Annotated in this window: 11 protein-coding genes; all 11 read right to left on the bottom strand. The window is 44.7% G+C overall.

Annotated elements, in window-relative coordinates; all coding sequences use genetic code 11:
- The 11 genes from FDZ78_RS01550 to FDZ78_RS01500 all read right to left on the bottom strand — a co-directional run bounded on the left by FDZ78_RS01550 (position 1) and on the right by FDZ78_RS01500 (position 14,741).
- Positions 1-1,470 (bottom strand): TolC family protein, encoded by a 1,470-nt coding sequence (locus tag FDZ78_RS01550; protein WP_136408824.1) that lies wholly within the window; start codon positions 1,468-1,470, stop codon positions 1-3.
- Positions 1,457-4,510, bottom strand: coding sequence for an efflux RND transporter permease subunit (locus FDZ78_RS01545; RefSeq protein WP_123398788.1), 3,054 nt, complete (start codon positions 4,508-4,510; stop codon positions 1,457-1,459). The genes FDZ78_RS01550 and FDZ78_RS01545 overlap by 14 nt, the downstream gene beginning before the upstream one ends.
- 1 nt (position 4,511) lies before the next feature.
- Positions 4,512-5,579 (bottom strand): efflux RND transporter periplasmic adaptor subunit, encoded by a 1,068-nt coding sequence (locus tag FDZ78_RS01540; protein ID WP_136408825.1) that lies wholly within the window; start codon positions 5,577-5,579, stop codon positions 4,512-4,514.
- 5 nt (positions 5,580-5,584) lie between these two features.
- Positions 5,585-6,466 carry a S26 family signal peptidase gene (locus FDZ78_RS01535; protein ID WP_107031773.1) on the bottom strand — a complete coding sequence of 294 codons (882 nt, stop codon included), beginning with the start codon at positions 6,464-6,466 and terminating at the stop codon, positions 5,585-5,587.
- A gap of 28 nt (positions 6,467-6,494) precedes the next feature.
- Entirely contained in the window at positions 6,495-7,562 is a 1,068-nt protein-coding gene (locus tag FDZ78_RS01530) for a hypothetical protein (RefSeq protein ID WP_123398786.1), read from the bottom strand.
- 84 nt (positions 7,563-7,646) lie between these two features.
- A complete protein-coding gene (locus tag FDZ78_RS01525) occupies positions 7,647-8,786 on the bottom strand; it encodes a 6-bladed beta-propeller (protein ID WP_123398785.1) in 1,140 nt (379 codons plus the stop codon).
- A 55-nt stretch (positions 8,787-8,841) separates the two neighbouring features.
- Positions 8,842-9,897 (bottom strand): 6-bladed beta-propeller, encoded by a 1,056-nt coding sequence (locus FDZ78_RS01520; protein WP_136408826.1) that lies wholly within the window; start codon positions 9,895-9,897, stop codon positions 8,842-8,844.
- A 53-nt stretch (positions 9,898-9,950) separates the two neighbouring features.
- Entirely contained in the window at positions 9,951-10,493 is a 543-nt protein-coding gene (locus tag FDZ78_RS01515; protein WP_124075464.1) for a hypothetical protein, read from the bottom strand.
- A 75-nt stretch (positions 10,494-10,568) separates the two neighbouring features.
- Positions 10,569-11,801: a 6-bladed beta-propeller gene (locus tag FDZ78_RS01510; protein ID WP_123398783.1), complete on the bottom strand. Its 1,233-nt coding sequence runs from the start codon at positions 11,799-11,801 to the stop codon at positions 10,569-10,571.
- Between the two features lie 55 nt (positions 11,802-11,856).
- Positions 11,857-13,695 carry a transglutaminase domain-containing protein gene (locus tag FDZ78_RS01505; RefSeq protein WP_123398782.1) on the bottom strand — a complete coding sequence of 613 codons (1,839 nt, stop codon included), beginning with the start codon at positions 13,693-13,695 and terminating at the stop codon, positions 11,857-11,859.
- Positions 13,692-14,741: an O-antigen ligase gene (locus FDZ78_RS01500; protein ID WP_160631700.1), complete on the bottom strand. Its 1,050-nt coding sequence runs from the start codon at positions 14,739-14,741 to the stop codon at positions 13,692-13,694. Before FDZ78_RS01500 ends, FDZ78_RS01505 begins: the two co-directional genes overlap by 4 nt.
- Positions 14,742-15,159 lie beyond the last annotated feature (418 nt).

The raw sequence follows: 15,159 nt of genomic DNA, 5'->3' as shown, positions 1-15,159 counted from the left end.
TCAGTTTTTCAGCTCAAATTTCTCTGAGAGCGGCATGTCAAGTTCAAAGTCGTGTAGCGTCAGACGCCGGATTTTGTAATGGCTTAACCAATAGTTCTGGAGGGCGGCTATATAATTTTTGGCTGCTTCCTGCCGGCGGTTGAGCGAGAGGGTTATACTGTTTATATCCGCCTTGCCTATTATGAACCGTTGCCGGGTCTGGGTGTATGCGGTCTCGGCAAGATCGAGGGCTTCAGATGCCGATGCGATCAGACGCTGACGCACTTCATAGTCGGAGACGGTCATGATAAGGTCTTCCTCCACACTGAGTTCATCCTGACGGGCGGCGATACGCGACACATTCAGATTGTTGCGGGCCATGTTGACCTTTCCCTTTCTCACCCCCCAGTCAATAAGCGGCACTGAGATGGACACTGACACAAGATCCTGGCGAAGCGGCGAGCGGTAGGCGCCTGAAAAATCATCAGCCACCTGGTTGAAACCAACCGAGGCGTTGACTGAGACGTTAAACCGAGACTCAACCTTGGCCCTGTTAAACTCCCTCTCACCCTCAAGTATGGTCTGGCAGTGGCCAAGCAACGTAGGGTTATTCTTTTTGGCCATTGCAAGAGCCAGATCCAACGGAATTGCTGTGGTAAGCGGACGGCCAGGCATCTTAAGTTCTATTTCGGTATTCTTATCCATGCCGAGGAACGAAGCGAGCGAAAACGATGCCCTTTTGAGCGCTATACGGCAGTTTTCAAGAGTATTGCGGGCATTAACCTTGTCGAGTTCGAGAGTGAGCAGGTCGGCACGGGAGATGGCCGCGATTTTAAAACGCCGCTCGCCGATAACGTAGAGTGTGTCGCATGAGGCCACATTCTCTTCGGCAAGACGATATTCAGCCTGAGCAAGTGCGAGGGCGAAAAAATAGGAAACAGCCTGCTCGCTGACAGATTCCATGTTGTAGATCAGTTCCTTTTTTGCTTTCTCATAGCGCAGAGGTTCTATTTTGCGCTCCCACTTGAAAGCATTAAATCCGAGCAGGTCCTGACGGTAACCTATACGCACGGGCACAGACGAATACTGAGTATATTTGTTCTGCCCGAAGTTGCGCATGTATTCGAGGTCGGTCTCAAGATATAATGAGCCCCCAAGGAGGTCAACGTTCTGAGTCACCTCCAGTCCGGCCGAAGCACTGAACATCTGCTGCTGACGGAATATGTCGATATTCTGCTCCGAGTCATAGCGCTGGGTCATGTAGCGGTAATATCTTGCCGGTGTAGCCGTGAGCGACAGACTCGGAAGCCTGTTGGCCTTGTAGCTGACATATTGCCAATAGCCAGCCTGATACATATTGCGGTATCTGAACGCCATGAGAGAGGAATCGTTGGCGAGCTCGATTGTCTTTTCAAGCGTTAATGTCATTGCCGAAGCCGTGACAGGCAGAAGCAATGCGATTATAGGCAGGAATATCTTACTTATTTTCATGTTTGCGATAGATTAGCCAGTAAAACAACGGAATAACGAAGATGCTGACAAGAGTGCCGACCACCATCGAACCGATCATAGCTATGGCGAGCGGGCGCTGAAGTTCAGAGCCCATATCGGACGTAAAAAGCACGGGGAGCATGGCGAAGACGGTGGTCAAGGAGGTCATGATTATGGCGCGCAGACGGCGTCGGCCCGCTGTATGTATTGCCTCTGTCAGAGGCATGCCTCCCTTGCGCAGTTCGTTGATGGCATCGAGTTTGAGGATTGAATCGTTGACTACGATACCACACGTCACAATTATACCTATGGCCGACATGAGATTGAGTGTCTGTCCGAAAATCATGAGGGCAAGCAGTGCGAAAAATGTGTCGACCGGAATTTCAAGCAACACTATGAGTGGCTGGAGGAAACTCTCGAACTGTGCACAGAGAATGAAATACATTAGCATGACTGACACAAGGAGTATCACCGTCAGTTCTCTCATCATGCGGGCATTACTGAAAAAACCGCCGGCAAACTCAACTTCATGAGAGCCGTCAGCAGCTACTGTCTCGCGTATGGTCTCGATGACTTTCGCTTCACGACCGGGGACTTCAAGACCTATAGGCACATATTCGCCGGCCACGCCGGCCGTAATGGTCTTGAGATCGCGGCTGTGACCGACCGTCACGAGCGAGCGAAGTGGAATCTCAGTACGGACACCATTTTTATCGGCACGCGATCTGACGAAAGCGTTGCCAAGTATCTCGCCGACACTCTGTTCACGCCCTGATATTTCTATCGGAGTATATTCCTGATAGGAGCGGAGTGTCGACACTGTGTTGCCCTTGAATGCGGTGCACAACGCCCGCTGCACCTCGGAGTAGTCGACATTGTAGATAGCGAGAAGCGTACGGTCGACCGATATGTCAATCTGCCGGCGCAACGGAACCGGTGACAGGCTCTCACCAGTTGCCTCCCCTATGCGTCCGCACAGTGATGCAAGACTGTCAATCTCGCCGGCATCTTTATTCCGGTTGCTGATTCTCGCTTCGATGTCAGCCTCGTCTGACGAAAAGATTTTTTCAAAGATATTGCCAGTTTTATGGAATGAAACTGTCGCAGACGGATATTTGTCTCTGATACGGTCGGCAATACGATTTTGAAGCGGTGATATATCTTCAGGTCCGGAGGTTTTGAAATAAAGCTCGGCTTCAGATGTTGAAAGGTCGAAGTCGGATGACAGCATGTAATCCTGCATGCCGATATAGGCTGAACTTTCGACTGATGCTGAATCCGAGAGAGCCTCGACCCGGCTGCGGTTTGTGTCAAGATTGATATTCTCGTTCCAGTCGATGCGGACGATTGTCTCGTTGCTGTCTATCTCAGGCATGCGCTCCTGACGCATAAGCATGAACATTACGACGCATAGCGGGACTGTGAGCAAAGTCGAGGCGATGAACGTCCATTTATGCCGGAAACAGAAATCCATCCCGCGGTCATAAAGACTGATAAAAGACTGATGGGAGGCTGGTGACTGATTCTGATTTGAATCTGCTGATTTTCCCTCTTTTATCCCCGATTTCTTATTTTCAAAAAGATAATACAGCACCGGGAGCAATGTGATCCCGACAATATAACTTGCCGCAAGACCGGCTGTGATCGAGAATGCCTGGTCAGAGAATATCGCTCCGGCGATACCGCTCATGAATATCAGCGGGACAAACACGGCTACAGTTGTAAGCGATGATGACAGCATGGGCGTTATCATCTCGTCGGTGCCTTTGACGCAGGCATCCATAAGCCCGTTGCCGCGATGACGGAACTGGGTGATGTTTTCAGTGACTATGACGGAGTTGTCGATCATCATGCCGACGGCAAGAATCAGTCCGGCCATAGAGATGATATTGATTGACACGTTAAAGAGATAGAAGAGCAGGAATGTAAGAATTACTCCGACTATTATACTCAATCCGATGATGAATGACGATCGCGCACTGCGCATGAAGATGAGACACACCACAAACACGAGCAAAAGGCCCAATATGAGGTTCTGCTCAAGATTGGAGATGGTGAAGTCAAGCAGCTCGGTCTGGCTTCGGGTTTTGGAGAACTCTATTTCGGGATAGCGGTCTGAGAAATATTTTATGGTCGAGTCGAGAGCCTTGTTCATTGCATCCATGCTCTCCTCACCGTGCTTGATTATGGCAAGAGTCACAGCCCGTTTGCTGTTATGCAGTGAATAGCCGGAAGGCACACGGTTGGTCAGACTGACTTCTGCAAAATCGCCCAATTCCATAATCTTCCCGCCCTTAAGGAGCTTGATCCGCTCCACATCCTCAACCGAGCGCAGGAGATTGGTGACGGTTATGTTGTATTCATAGTACCCGTCGCGTACGGTCATTGAACCGGGCTCGACATTGTTGGCGGTGAGAGCGGATTCAAGATCTTCGACGGTCACACCGGCTTGTGTCATACGGTCTAAATCAGGGGTGACCCGCAGAACTTTTCCAGGCACACCCGTTATGTCTACCATTGCAATCTCCGGCTGCTGTTCAAGACGGCGTCTGACAATGTTTTCGGCAATTCCTGACATGTCAAGAAATGACATTCTGCCGTTTTCGTCTCGCAGGGTCATTTGCAGATACAAGACCGGTATGTCGGTAGCGCTCGCTTTGACAGCCTTTGGTCGTGTAACGGTCTTGGGCAAGGAGTTCATTGCCGCGTCAATCTTTTCATTGACTTCTATAAAGGCGAGGTCGGTGTTGACACCATAGTCCATTGTCAGCGAGATTATCGCCGAACCGTCGCGGGTCTCGCTCTTGATTTCGCCAAGTCCGCCGACCTGCATGAGCTGACGGCGCAAGGGTGTGACAACGGTATTTTCGAGTTCGCGCGCCGAGACATTGTCACCCGTGACCTGCACGGTAATGTGAGGGATATCTATGTCAGGCAACAGCGAGACGGGAAGCGTTGTGTATGTCACACTTCCGAGTATCACCATAGCAAGAAACGCCATGATGACAGCTATGCGATGATTCAGGAGATAACGGACCATGTCATTTCTCAATTATCCTGACCGGAGATTCGTGGGCGAGGTTGACGTTACCGGATGTTATGACTTTCATGCCCGGCGTGAGACCATCGGTGACGGTGTATTCGCTGAGATTCTCAAGGCCGGTGGTGATATAGTTCCACATTGCTTTATTGCCATCAAGGGTAAACACGACCTGACGGCCTGAGCGGAGTACCACGGCGCTCTTGGGTATGACCAGAGCCTTGTCGATTGCGCGTTTCACGCTTATACGGACGTTCATGCCGTCAATCAGTCCGCCTCCGCCATCGACCGATGCCCAGACTTTGACCATGCCGTTGTCATCAACCATCGGGTTGATTTCAGTGACATGTCCGGTGCGCGAGTCTGTGGTCGAAAACGGAGTCACAGCGATTTTATCACCCGGCCGAACCATCGGCAGTTCGCTTTCCAGTACAGAAAATTCGGCCTCCATGCCGCTGTCGTTGATAATCCTGCACAACGGTTCGGTGGATGACGACATGTTGTGGGGAGTGGCGGTGAGATTGGAGATGACGCCACTGACCGGAGCATGGAGGGTGGCATCTTCAAGATCCTTGCGAGTTGCCGCGAGGTTAAGTTCGGCCTGCTGGAGACCGCTGCGCAGACGGGCGAGTCTCATAACGTCATCAGGCACTTTTTCAAGCCGATCCGGGTCGTAGCCCTGGCCGATGAGCACATCCTGCATCTCAAGCGTGGCTGAGGCAACGGCACTCTGCTCCTTCTCAAGCTGGTTGTCGAGTTTGTAGGTGTCAAGTGTGGCTATGCGCTGCCCTTTGGTGACCCTCTGTCCATTACGCACATATATGGAAGCGATGAGTCCGGGTGAACGGAAATTCACATCAACTTTCTCACGAGCTGAAATACGTCCGTTGCTCACGATCTCATGATTGAACACTGTAGATTGTAGATCCATGACGGTGACTTCAGCTATATGGTCGGTCTCAGCCGTGGCTACACCGATCTCATCTGCATTATGTTTTTTATCCGTTTCTGGAGATGAACATGATGCGAGGAGGACCGACAAAATGAGTATGGCAGGGATATATTTCATGGTATTCAATGTTTATTGATAGCTTTGAACATACGGTTAAGAACATGTGATTTCCAGCGGATTCCGGCAGTGCCGACTATAAATTTCTCAGGCACAAGCCCAAAATAGCGCGAGTCTTTAGAGTCGATTACGTGGTCTCCGGCTGCGAAGCAGTAATTTTCTGTAAAGATATAACTTTTTATCGGCTTATCATTAATAAATGCCGCAGAATCTTGCCACTTTAATTTGGATTTCGTTTCCCATTCGATATACCGTCGGTAGAGTAGCCAGCTTTTATAATCCAACTCTACAGACTGCCCCTTGCCCGGAATCAGGAACGGCCCCATGTCTCTTACCGTCCAGCCAACCGCTGAATCACGGGGGCAGCATCGCATCCAGGAGGGCCATGTGTGCGGATCAGGATTTTCACGGGTGAACTCACGAACATATAGTCGCAAGGCCTCCTGCTCCGAGGCTACACCAAGAGTGTCGCGGCATCCTCTGACATGGTAGAAGCAATTGCGGATTTCCAGAGTGTCGCCTGCCACAGCAACGGCCCGCTTGCAATAATATGTAGCGAGGTTCATGGCAATGCTGTCGCGCTTACGGTCAGAGTCAAGATATGGGTAGTTGAATACTATGATATCGCCTCGCTCCAACTGACCGTAACCCGGAAGACGCCTTATCTCGTAAGGCTTCCCCTTGATGGCATCGAAAATATTAAAAATCCGCGCACCCATTTTCCACTTGTTCACCAACCCACTCTCATCGGGCAACAATGTCGGCGACATTGAGCCCGAAGGAGTGTGGAATGAACAGGCTGTGGTTATCTGAATCAGCCAGTAAAGCCCTACCCCGATCACCGCGACCATGAGCATGTACATGATGAACTTGCTTAATCCAAGCATATATAATCTGTGTTTCTGTGTCTTTCAATCATTGAGATACACCCTCTAAGATATCCTTTAAATCATATTTTTTAAATATGTCGTTTTTAAAATTTAATGTATATAGTGTATGATTCCGGAAGTCTATGTCAAAAGAAGTAGCCAGTTCAGGAAGTTTTATGTCCAATAAGGGCATACCGTCCCAATTAAAGAACCATAGTTCAGATTTTTCACCATTAATCTTATTGATGACGAAAAACTTCTCATAACCGTTTACGCCACTGTAAATCAGCTCTTTATTCTCAGCTGTTTCGTTGTCGATATATCGTTTATAACTATCTATCTTACCTTCAGGCATGACTGTCACTGAAAAGTTATCATCAAGAGAATATATGTTAAATTGTGGATATAGTTCTAATACTTCAACAATACGGTTCTTATCACAATTGAAGATAATGTTGGGCATAAGCAGTCCAAGTTTATCAGGTGCGGGCACTTTATATTGATTCAGATGCTGTATGCTGTTTAAAGACAGTTCCGACCCGTCTTTTAAGATTGTTCGTTCTATAGACCCTTCGGATGGATTAACCGAAACAAATATCCGGGTACTGGTGTCTGAGAAGTTACTATAAACAGAAAAATTATTAATCCGAGGATTATTCTCTACATCTGATTCCATTTGACCTGAATCAATTGACTTTGAAAGATCAATCTTTCGAAGTTGCTGCCGATAATTGTCAGGCAGAAGTATGTATATATTTCCATCACCATTAAAAAAAGAAGCCTGAGATATCAGAGGAGAGGAGACGAATTCATCCGGTCCACTGCCTATCGATATAAACTCTAACAAAGTGGAATCTCCCTGAATACTTCTGACTTTCCATGAATTTTCTCTTTCAGCCGTTGCTATGACCATTAGAGAATCAATTACGCGGAATTGTAGATTTCCAATAGTTTTTGTATCGATAATAGTACCTGAATCGAGACTTACTACGGCAGGGAACTCTGAAAATGAGATCCGGTTGTCGAATGAAATCGTTGTTGCCTGATCTTCAGGAGTACATCCAGATAGTACAAGACAAATAGTCAAGATTACAATATTAAAAAAGATCTTCATGTCGAATAACACGTATTTGAATTAAAATAGAATTTCGGTTGGCGACATCCTGATAAATATCGGTGCGTAGAGGTAGCTGCTCAATCAATTTTCGGTATTAGAGGGTACTTGTTGCCGCATCTTATATATTACAAGTGCACTACCTTCAGATTTCAAAATATCTTCCACCGATTCAGACGCTTTTGCAAATCCATGATCTACGGCTGATTTATATCTATCATATGAATCATAATAGCCGATAAATTTGTCACCATCAACACCAACAACAGGCATTATAGCCTTTGAAATATTGTCTGATGGCATTGGAAGTATTCCATTTACATCTTTATTCCACAGCCCATACTCTATGTAACCATCGCCAAGAGTGTACGATATTATGGCATTGTTCCCACTGATGAATGGAGGCAATGTAAGATGATCGTAGTTTTTGACATCTCGCATATCAATATCACTTTTCCCTTGCAGTCCGTTCTTAAAATCAATTTTGACTTGATGATATTTTGAGGGGTCACGATCATCCATTACTGTATAACCGTCAAACATAAGAGATCCGAACACAATCTTGTTATTATTCTTCGTCAAGTAGTAGCGCTGGCCAATAGGATCAAACTCATCATCTTTATACTCGAATAAATTGTCCACAATATTCAGGTCTTTGTCTGATATGTGAACCCTGTGATTTGAGTTTGGCAACTTTCGCCTGGAGCCAAGCGGCACGGTAACAAACAGAAAACCGCCATTATCCAGTGACTCAACATCATCCGGGATAATAGGCATTCTTTTAGATTCAATAAATTTACCGGACAAGGCATCATAGGCCAACATCTGCTGACGTCTGTTATCAACAACGTATATCCGAGATTTATCACAACAGAAGCAACTCAATTCGGAATATTCACCGGGCCCCTGGCCGATATTGTTTATAATGAATCCCGGATTTCCACTCTCAGAATCGTATGCGCATATAATTCCTCGCCGGAAATCACCAATTACATACAGACTGTCAACACGAACTATTTTGTCAATTCCGGAAATTTCACAATCATCTAATGGTTTCAATCCCAAATACGTGACTGATTCCACCAATGTATCGGATGTGAATCGACCGGATTTATTTATGCTAATCACATCAATCCCTTTTTCGGCATCAGTTTTATTTATATTGACGCAAGAGCTTATTAGCATGGGGCAAATAATGGCCACTGATTTTAATATATTCTTCATTTGTAAGTATTATTTATCTGATTCTATGACCGATTGAAATCAAACTGCCATATTTTCAATTATTGAATTTATAAAGTAGAATAGATGGATTCCCGTCATCAAGAGGCTGTTTATTGGTCACAAAGCAGTCCTGATACACACCGATAGCACCTTGCAAAGCGCCATAGAAGGGAGGTGTGTTCATATTGAGCGAAAACATCTGATTGTCACTGAACCGATAGCAAATGTGTCGTGATGGAGTTGAATGAAGCCCGAACAAAAGTATATTATCGCATTTGAAAGCATACAGAACGTCAATGATCGTAGCGGCATCAATACCTGAAAATGAGTATTGATGGTCCATTGTCGCATTAACCAGAGCTTTCACAACATCACTATCCGGAATATCATCTGATAGAATTGAAAAATAAGGGCTTACGGAATCATTTCTTATCAAATAGAAATCGGGGGTGAATCTGTCATAGAAAATTACATCGTTTCCAGATCTCCAAAAATGTGTATTCCCTGAGCCAAAGGCGAGGTTCTCATGTTTGTGTTTTGATTTTATAATAGGCTCAATGTCTCCGTCAGCAGTGTTAAAATGCCCAAGATTGATATTGAGTTCATGCTTGTCACCAGCCTTGTTCACGAAATAAGATGTGTCGCTACCAATAGAGAAACCACAGGCTCTTTCCGGTATTTCTATGCTTGAAACAAAATTGAGAAATCCGTCATATCTATGAATCTTGCCAGTCTTGAAGTCAAGTACGGCCAAATCCCCGTTAGGATACACATCAATCTCACTCACACAGCTATATTCCCCCGGACCATTGCCGACACTATGCAGCTTACCTATTTTTTCTCCTGTTTCACTGAATTTCCATATGGTATTTCTGAAGGCATCCATAATGAAGAACCCATCTTTTGCAGGCACAAACTTCGACATATGTCCGATAGGATCATCTCCTGTAGACAGACTGATTTCTCTGACTACAATTGGAGTTATAGATGTCAGTTCCTGAGTCAAGTCAATGGTGAGAATATCATCGAATTTTTCACTCAAAGACCTGCAGCATGAGGTCAATAGTGCAAGAAAAATTATCAAGAGATATGATTGTAATGTAACTTTCATCTAAAATTGGTTTCGGCTTGAGTTTTAATTCTTTAAATTGTTCATGATTTGATTTATTCTTCTTTGAGCCTATTATTTCCAATCGCAGCTTCATAATATATTTTTGAAATCGCAGGATAAGCTATTAAATCTACGATCGAGTAAGCTTTTAAATCTGTACTAAGCCTAAAGATAAACACATCATGGTCGATATAATCCAACAACTTTGAATTCTTATCAGAATACATTTTTAAGGGAATGTTTTCATGAAATATTTTCATTTTACGTAGACTTGAAAAATTGCCTAATATTATAATGTCATCATTATTGCCATTCCTAACTATAGATTTCAATAATTCTATTTCCCGCTCTGCACATGAGGTACAGTCGATGTTATAAAGTCCGATTATGACGATTGAATTATTCTCCACAAGCGTTTTAATGGAAATTGTATCCCCTAAAATATCTGTTATGGCAAAATCTTCTATGCTTGTATCATCCGATACAAGCATTTCATAAATGACATTTTCCATTTGAATATTAGTCTCTTCCTTTACACATCCTATTGTTGATAGGAAAAGCGCACAGAATATTATAACTTTATACCAAAGACTCATTTTTATTGGATTTGCGATTTCAATAATTCAACTTCACCAAAAAGATTTAAGTTTCCTGTATTACTTATCAGCATATTAAATATCTGTTTCTGCCATTGACGTCTTCAAGTTGAATTTAATTATAATCGGATTATTATTTTCAAAAGTAGATTCCCCAAAAGAAAGGTTACACCCCTTTGTTAAGAAACATTCCCTAAGATAATTCAAATTCTCTTCACTTAGCGCATTGGAAGCAGTTTCATCCATGTAAGACAATAAAGATGCAGCTCCATTTTTACCGACTATTACAAACGGAAAGTAACAGAATTTATTGGATATATCAGTGCGAAGATACCTTTTTGATCTGAGTGTAAGAGGGTCTACTATACATGAATAACTGTATTGTGGCGTCTGATATTCAATATACCAACTATCAGGCATAACTGTCATTTCTATATAATTGACAATTTTTATGTCGGAAGACGTATTCATGAATCTATAATAATCACGGTTATTCAACGCAGAAGTTGCTTCTATAAAATTGGGCACATCATTTGGTCCGTACAAGCCGAATCGCCCAATTGCATTTATAACGGAGTCCGAGACGCTATATATTGTATCACATAAACTTGTATAAAATAATTGTCCAAGCCGTGCGTCTTTCACAATATGTCCTGCGGGATTTGGGCGAGTATATTTAAACGGAAGAGCAGTTCCTGTCACAACCCCATCCATACCAAAGGTGCGGATATTAAAAGGATTACGTTCAAAGTAAGCTGCATACGTGCCGATATAACCGCCATCTGTCAGATATATGTTTTCGGGCCTTTCCGGTCTTGCTATTTCTATGGCCGAAATAAATTCCCCCGTTAGTTTATAAGTTAAGAGTTTAGATCTCGTCCAATCTAAGATATACACAGACCCATTTGCAATAAATACCTGATTTATCGACGAATAATCTTCAGGCCCTTCACCAATCGCACCAATCTGATGGCTAAAAGTTCCGTCTATATTGAATGCAAGAACTTTCTTTGGAGCTATATCGTCTGCTACTATGATTAGACTATCAGTAATTTCAACCATCGAAATGCGGCCAATCAATGATTTGTCACTTGTCTCAAGACAAATAGTCTCGATTGATTCCACCTCGGAAAGGATAAAATCATTGGATAAAGTTATCTCCTTTAGATTTAGAGAAAACAAGCTGTCAAAATCTGATAATAAAATGGAAGCCTGTGGCTGATTAGTCACTACATAAGATTTTCTTGATTCGCATCCTGTACATAGGGCAAAGCAAATGACTAAAAATGTATAAAGTATAAATTTCATGTTTTAAACTGTGATTGATTTATTAAATCCGATAGTTACGGAAAGTTGTAAGATTTTACCACCATATCTGCCTGCCATTATTAAGGGTGAACGGGCGCTCTTCTTTCCCTTCGGTGAGGTCGTGGAGTATTAGAAGAGCTCCTGAGGGAATGTTGTCAAATGTGAGGCTATAATCATTACTATGCTGTCGGCCGATAGCTCTCCATCGGTCTTTATGCCAATAAGCCAATTCATAATCATGGCCAGGGACTACGAAATTGCCGTCGTTCCACGGAAAGTAGTCAATCCGGCTTATCGTTTTTGAAGTTCCAAGATCCAAAAGCCTTTTCTTTTCTGAGGCAACCAGGGTGCCGGTTTTGTCATAGATGTCAAGCCGGTCCATATTTGCATAACTCGGCAGATCGGCTATTACTCTAATATATCTGTATCGTCCCGGCGAATCAATCAGAGCTGTATTATGAAACACAGGCACCTCAGTTATGGTAAACAATGTGTCAGGATGCTGAAACGACGGTTCATTGCAACCCTCCAGACGGGTGGATGGGATTTGAGCATAGCGGTTGAGCCATCCGGCGTTTATCGGATATTTCCGGGTAAATGTGGCTGATACAAGTTTTGTCGTATCTGCATTTAACTCTATTTTCCGGCCATTGCTGATATAAAATGGCTCACCTAAAGCCGTTTTTACGTCTTCAATGATTCCCATAGGCAGAAGCATGACTGAATCGGATATGTGCTCAAACTTTGCCTTCCCCATCTTTACCTGGGCATGAGCCTGCGGAATCCATCCGCCTGATAAAGAATGGGAACACAGCCATACATCTTCTATCTCACAGTCCGGCTTGATTTCGACTTTCCCATTCAGTCCATATTCTGCAGACACATCAACAAGTCGAGGAGAGGACAGCCGGGCAGAACTATCATCAAACAAAGGGGCATCATCTATCGGATTGAGGTCAAAAGTTTGCCGCCACACCTTGACCAACCGTTTCTTAAATTCACCCGTATATGGATAATCCTCCGGCATAGTCTGATTTTGTGCGAAAGTCGATGCATCAATTTTATTGAACTTTCTTGCCACTGAATCTTCATCTACCACCGTGTATGTGCCATCGTCAAGGACGAGTGCCACCCACGTATGGGAGCGATTACTGTAATTGGCCCATTGCCCACAGTTGTCTATCACGACAGGCAGGCCAAAAGCCCGACAGACAGCCGTGAAATACACACACCGTTCAAGGCACACGCCGGAGTAGTGGTTGCGTAAGGCCACGGCATCCATAACATATGGAAAATCATACTTCCCTTTTCTCTTTACGGAATTTACGGCTTTTCGCAGACGTTCAAAAGCCTCCCGCGCAGTTTTTGCGTCTTTGATGACCGGCGCATAGGTAGCTCTAAGTGAATCGCGCCAGCCGATGCGCAGCAATTCATTGTCGGCACGATATGGCAATACATACTTTTTGAACCGGTCAAAATCCACTTCGCTTTTCCAGGGGCTTTCGCTCCATGCCCGGAAAGCCTTGTCAATATTGTCAATCAGAAACTCGGCCGACAATGTTTCTATATCACGTTGTTTTTGTGGTGTAGCGGATATCTTCTGCAATGAATCCCACAATTGATTTCCCCTTTCCTGAGAAAGCCCCTGATGCATTACTGAGTCCGCAAAAGCCTGTACTCCTTCACTCCACATCACCGAATGTCCCGGCATATTGGCTACGAGCCAACGTGCAGCCTCCTGTTTCTGCGTATCGCCAACATAATGAGTCAATACCTTTTCAATCTCATGCCGATTGCTGCGGGCTTGTTCAAGGGCATAATCAAGCAATTCATCATGTGATGTACATGATGAGACCAGCAAACAGGACAATATGTAAGATAATAACCGATTCATTCTTCTACACCTAAAATTTCATTTGCTTCCTCTCGCATTTCTTCTATGGCCCGTGAGTGGATTTTTTCACGAGTGTTCAATATGAGTCTCGCTTCCTGACGTTGACGGACCGGGTTAAAAAAAGTGGAATCGCCATAAAGCTGCATGAGCAGATAGTGGGGATAGAGGCGGTTGGGACAGCGGTTGACTGATTTCTGAAGGTAATGCTCCGCGCTGTCAGGCTGCCCTAAAGCGCGATAGTTTTTTGCGATGATATTGAGTATCATGGGGTCTGCTGAATGTGGGAGCATTCCGAGAAGCAGATTGTTTGACTTGCGGTAGTTGTGCGCACGGTGCAGATTATGGGCTACTGCAAAATCAGACCTGACATCACCGGTTGCATTATTGGAGAGAAACAGACAGGTAAAAACCACTATGATTCCTGCCGAAGCCGGGCCGATTATCCGGGAAGCGGATGAAAGCCACGCACCGGAGAGGACAAGAGTAATGGCAATAACAAACAGAGGAAACTGCAATGGATATGAGGCAAACATTACTACTGCAGCTCCTGCTGAACTACCGGCAAAGTCATAAACCTTGTTATTAATGGCTGTCATAAGGGCGCCTGCTATCATGACAATCACCCCTGCCGCGGCCAACGGGCCATAGGCTATGGCTATCTGAAGATATTCGTTAAACACATATTCGGGAGCATCGGCCACCATGATTTCCTGTTCAGAACCTTTGCCGGACGCAAAATATTGCTCCTGAGCTTCTCCGTAGGTCCCGGCGACATCTGACCAGCCTACCCCTGTAAGCGGAACTTCCATCGCAGCCTGAACCGCGACTTTCCACATCAGCAGTCTTCCGTCAGCCGAGTTTTTCTTTACTATGTATATACCTCCTGCAATAATCACACACATGATACCTAAGGCTAATAATCTTCCTTTGCTCAATCGCCGAAGATTCAATCTATCTGACATTGCAATGATTCCACCGATACCGCAGGCCGCTATAGCAGTCCTGCTCATTGTGACGGGGATGAGAATGGCGCAGAGGAGCGCCATTGTCCATCCCGTCAGTTTTTGAAGCTTATTGTCTGATAAATTTGCATCACGCAAAGCAAATGGAAAAACCAACGCCAGGCAGCACGCGTAAGGTCCGGGATTATAAAAACTTCCCGTGACGCTGTAAGATGCATTCAGACTTTCGGCCAAGCCCAAGAGTTGCAGAACTCCCGTCACGGCTTCACGCAATCCAATGCAGTAAAGCATGACTATCAACAGAATTCTAATGTTGCACTTTTTCATGTGACCGATAGTTTTGCCGAGCGCCCTTGAAAGTTGTTTTATTACATGTCAAGGTATTTCTGATTTCAGTATTTTTTGAGTTTCCACTTCATGATCAGCAGGTTTGTATCTTCCGTGATATCAGATGCAGGCTGCTTTTTTCATACGTCAATTCCTTATTGCCGGAATAAATATT

Source organism: Duncaniella sp. B8, from assembly GCF_005304985.1.
GTDB classification, from domain to species: Bacteria; Bacteroidota; Bacteroidia; order Bacteroidales; family Muribaculaceae; genus Duncaniella; species Duncaniella muris.
The sequence above is the reverse complement of the archived record's forward strand: the minus strand, read 5'-3'. Positions and strand labels throughout refer to the sequence as shown.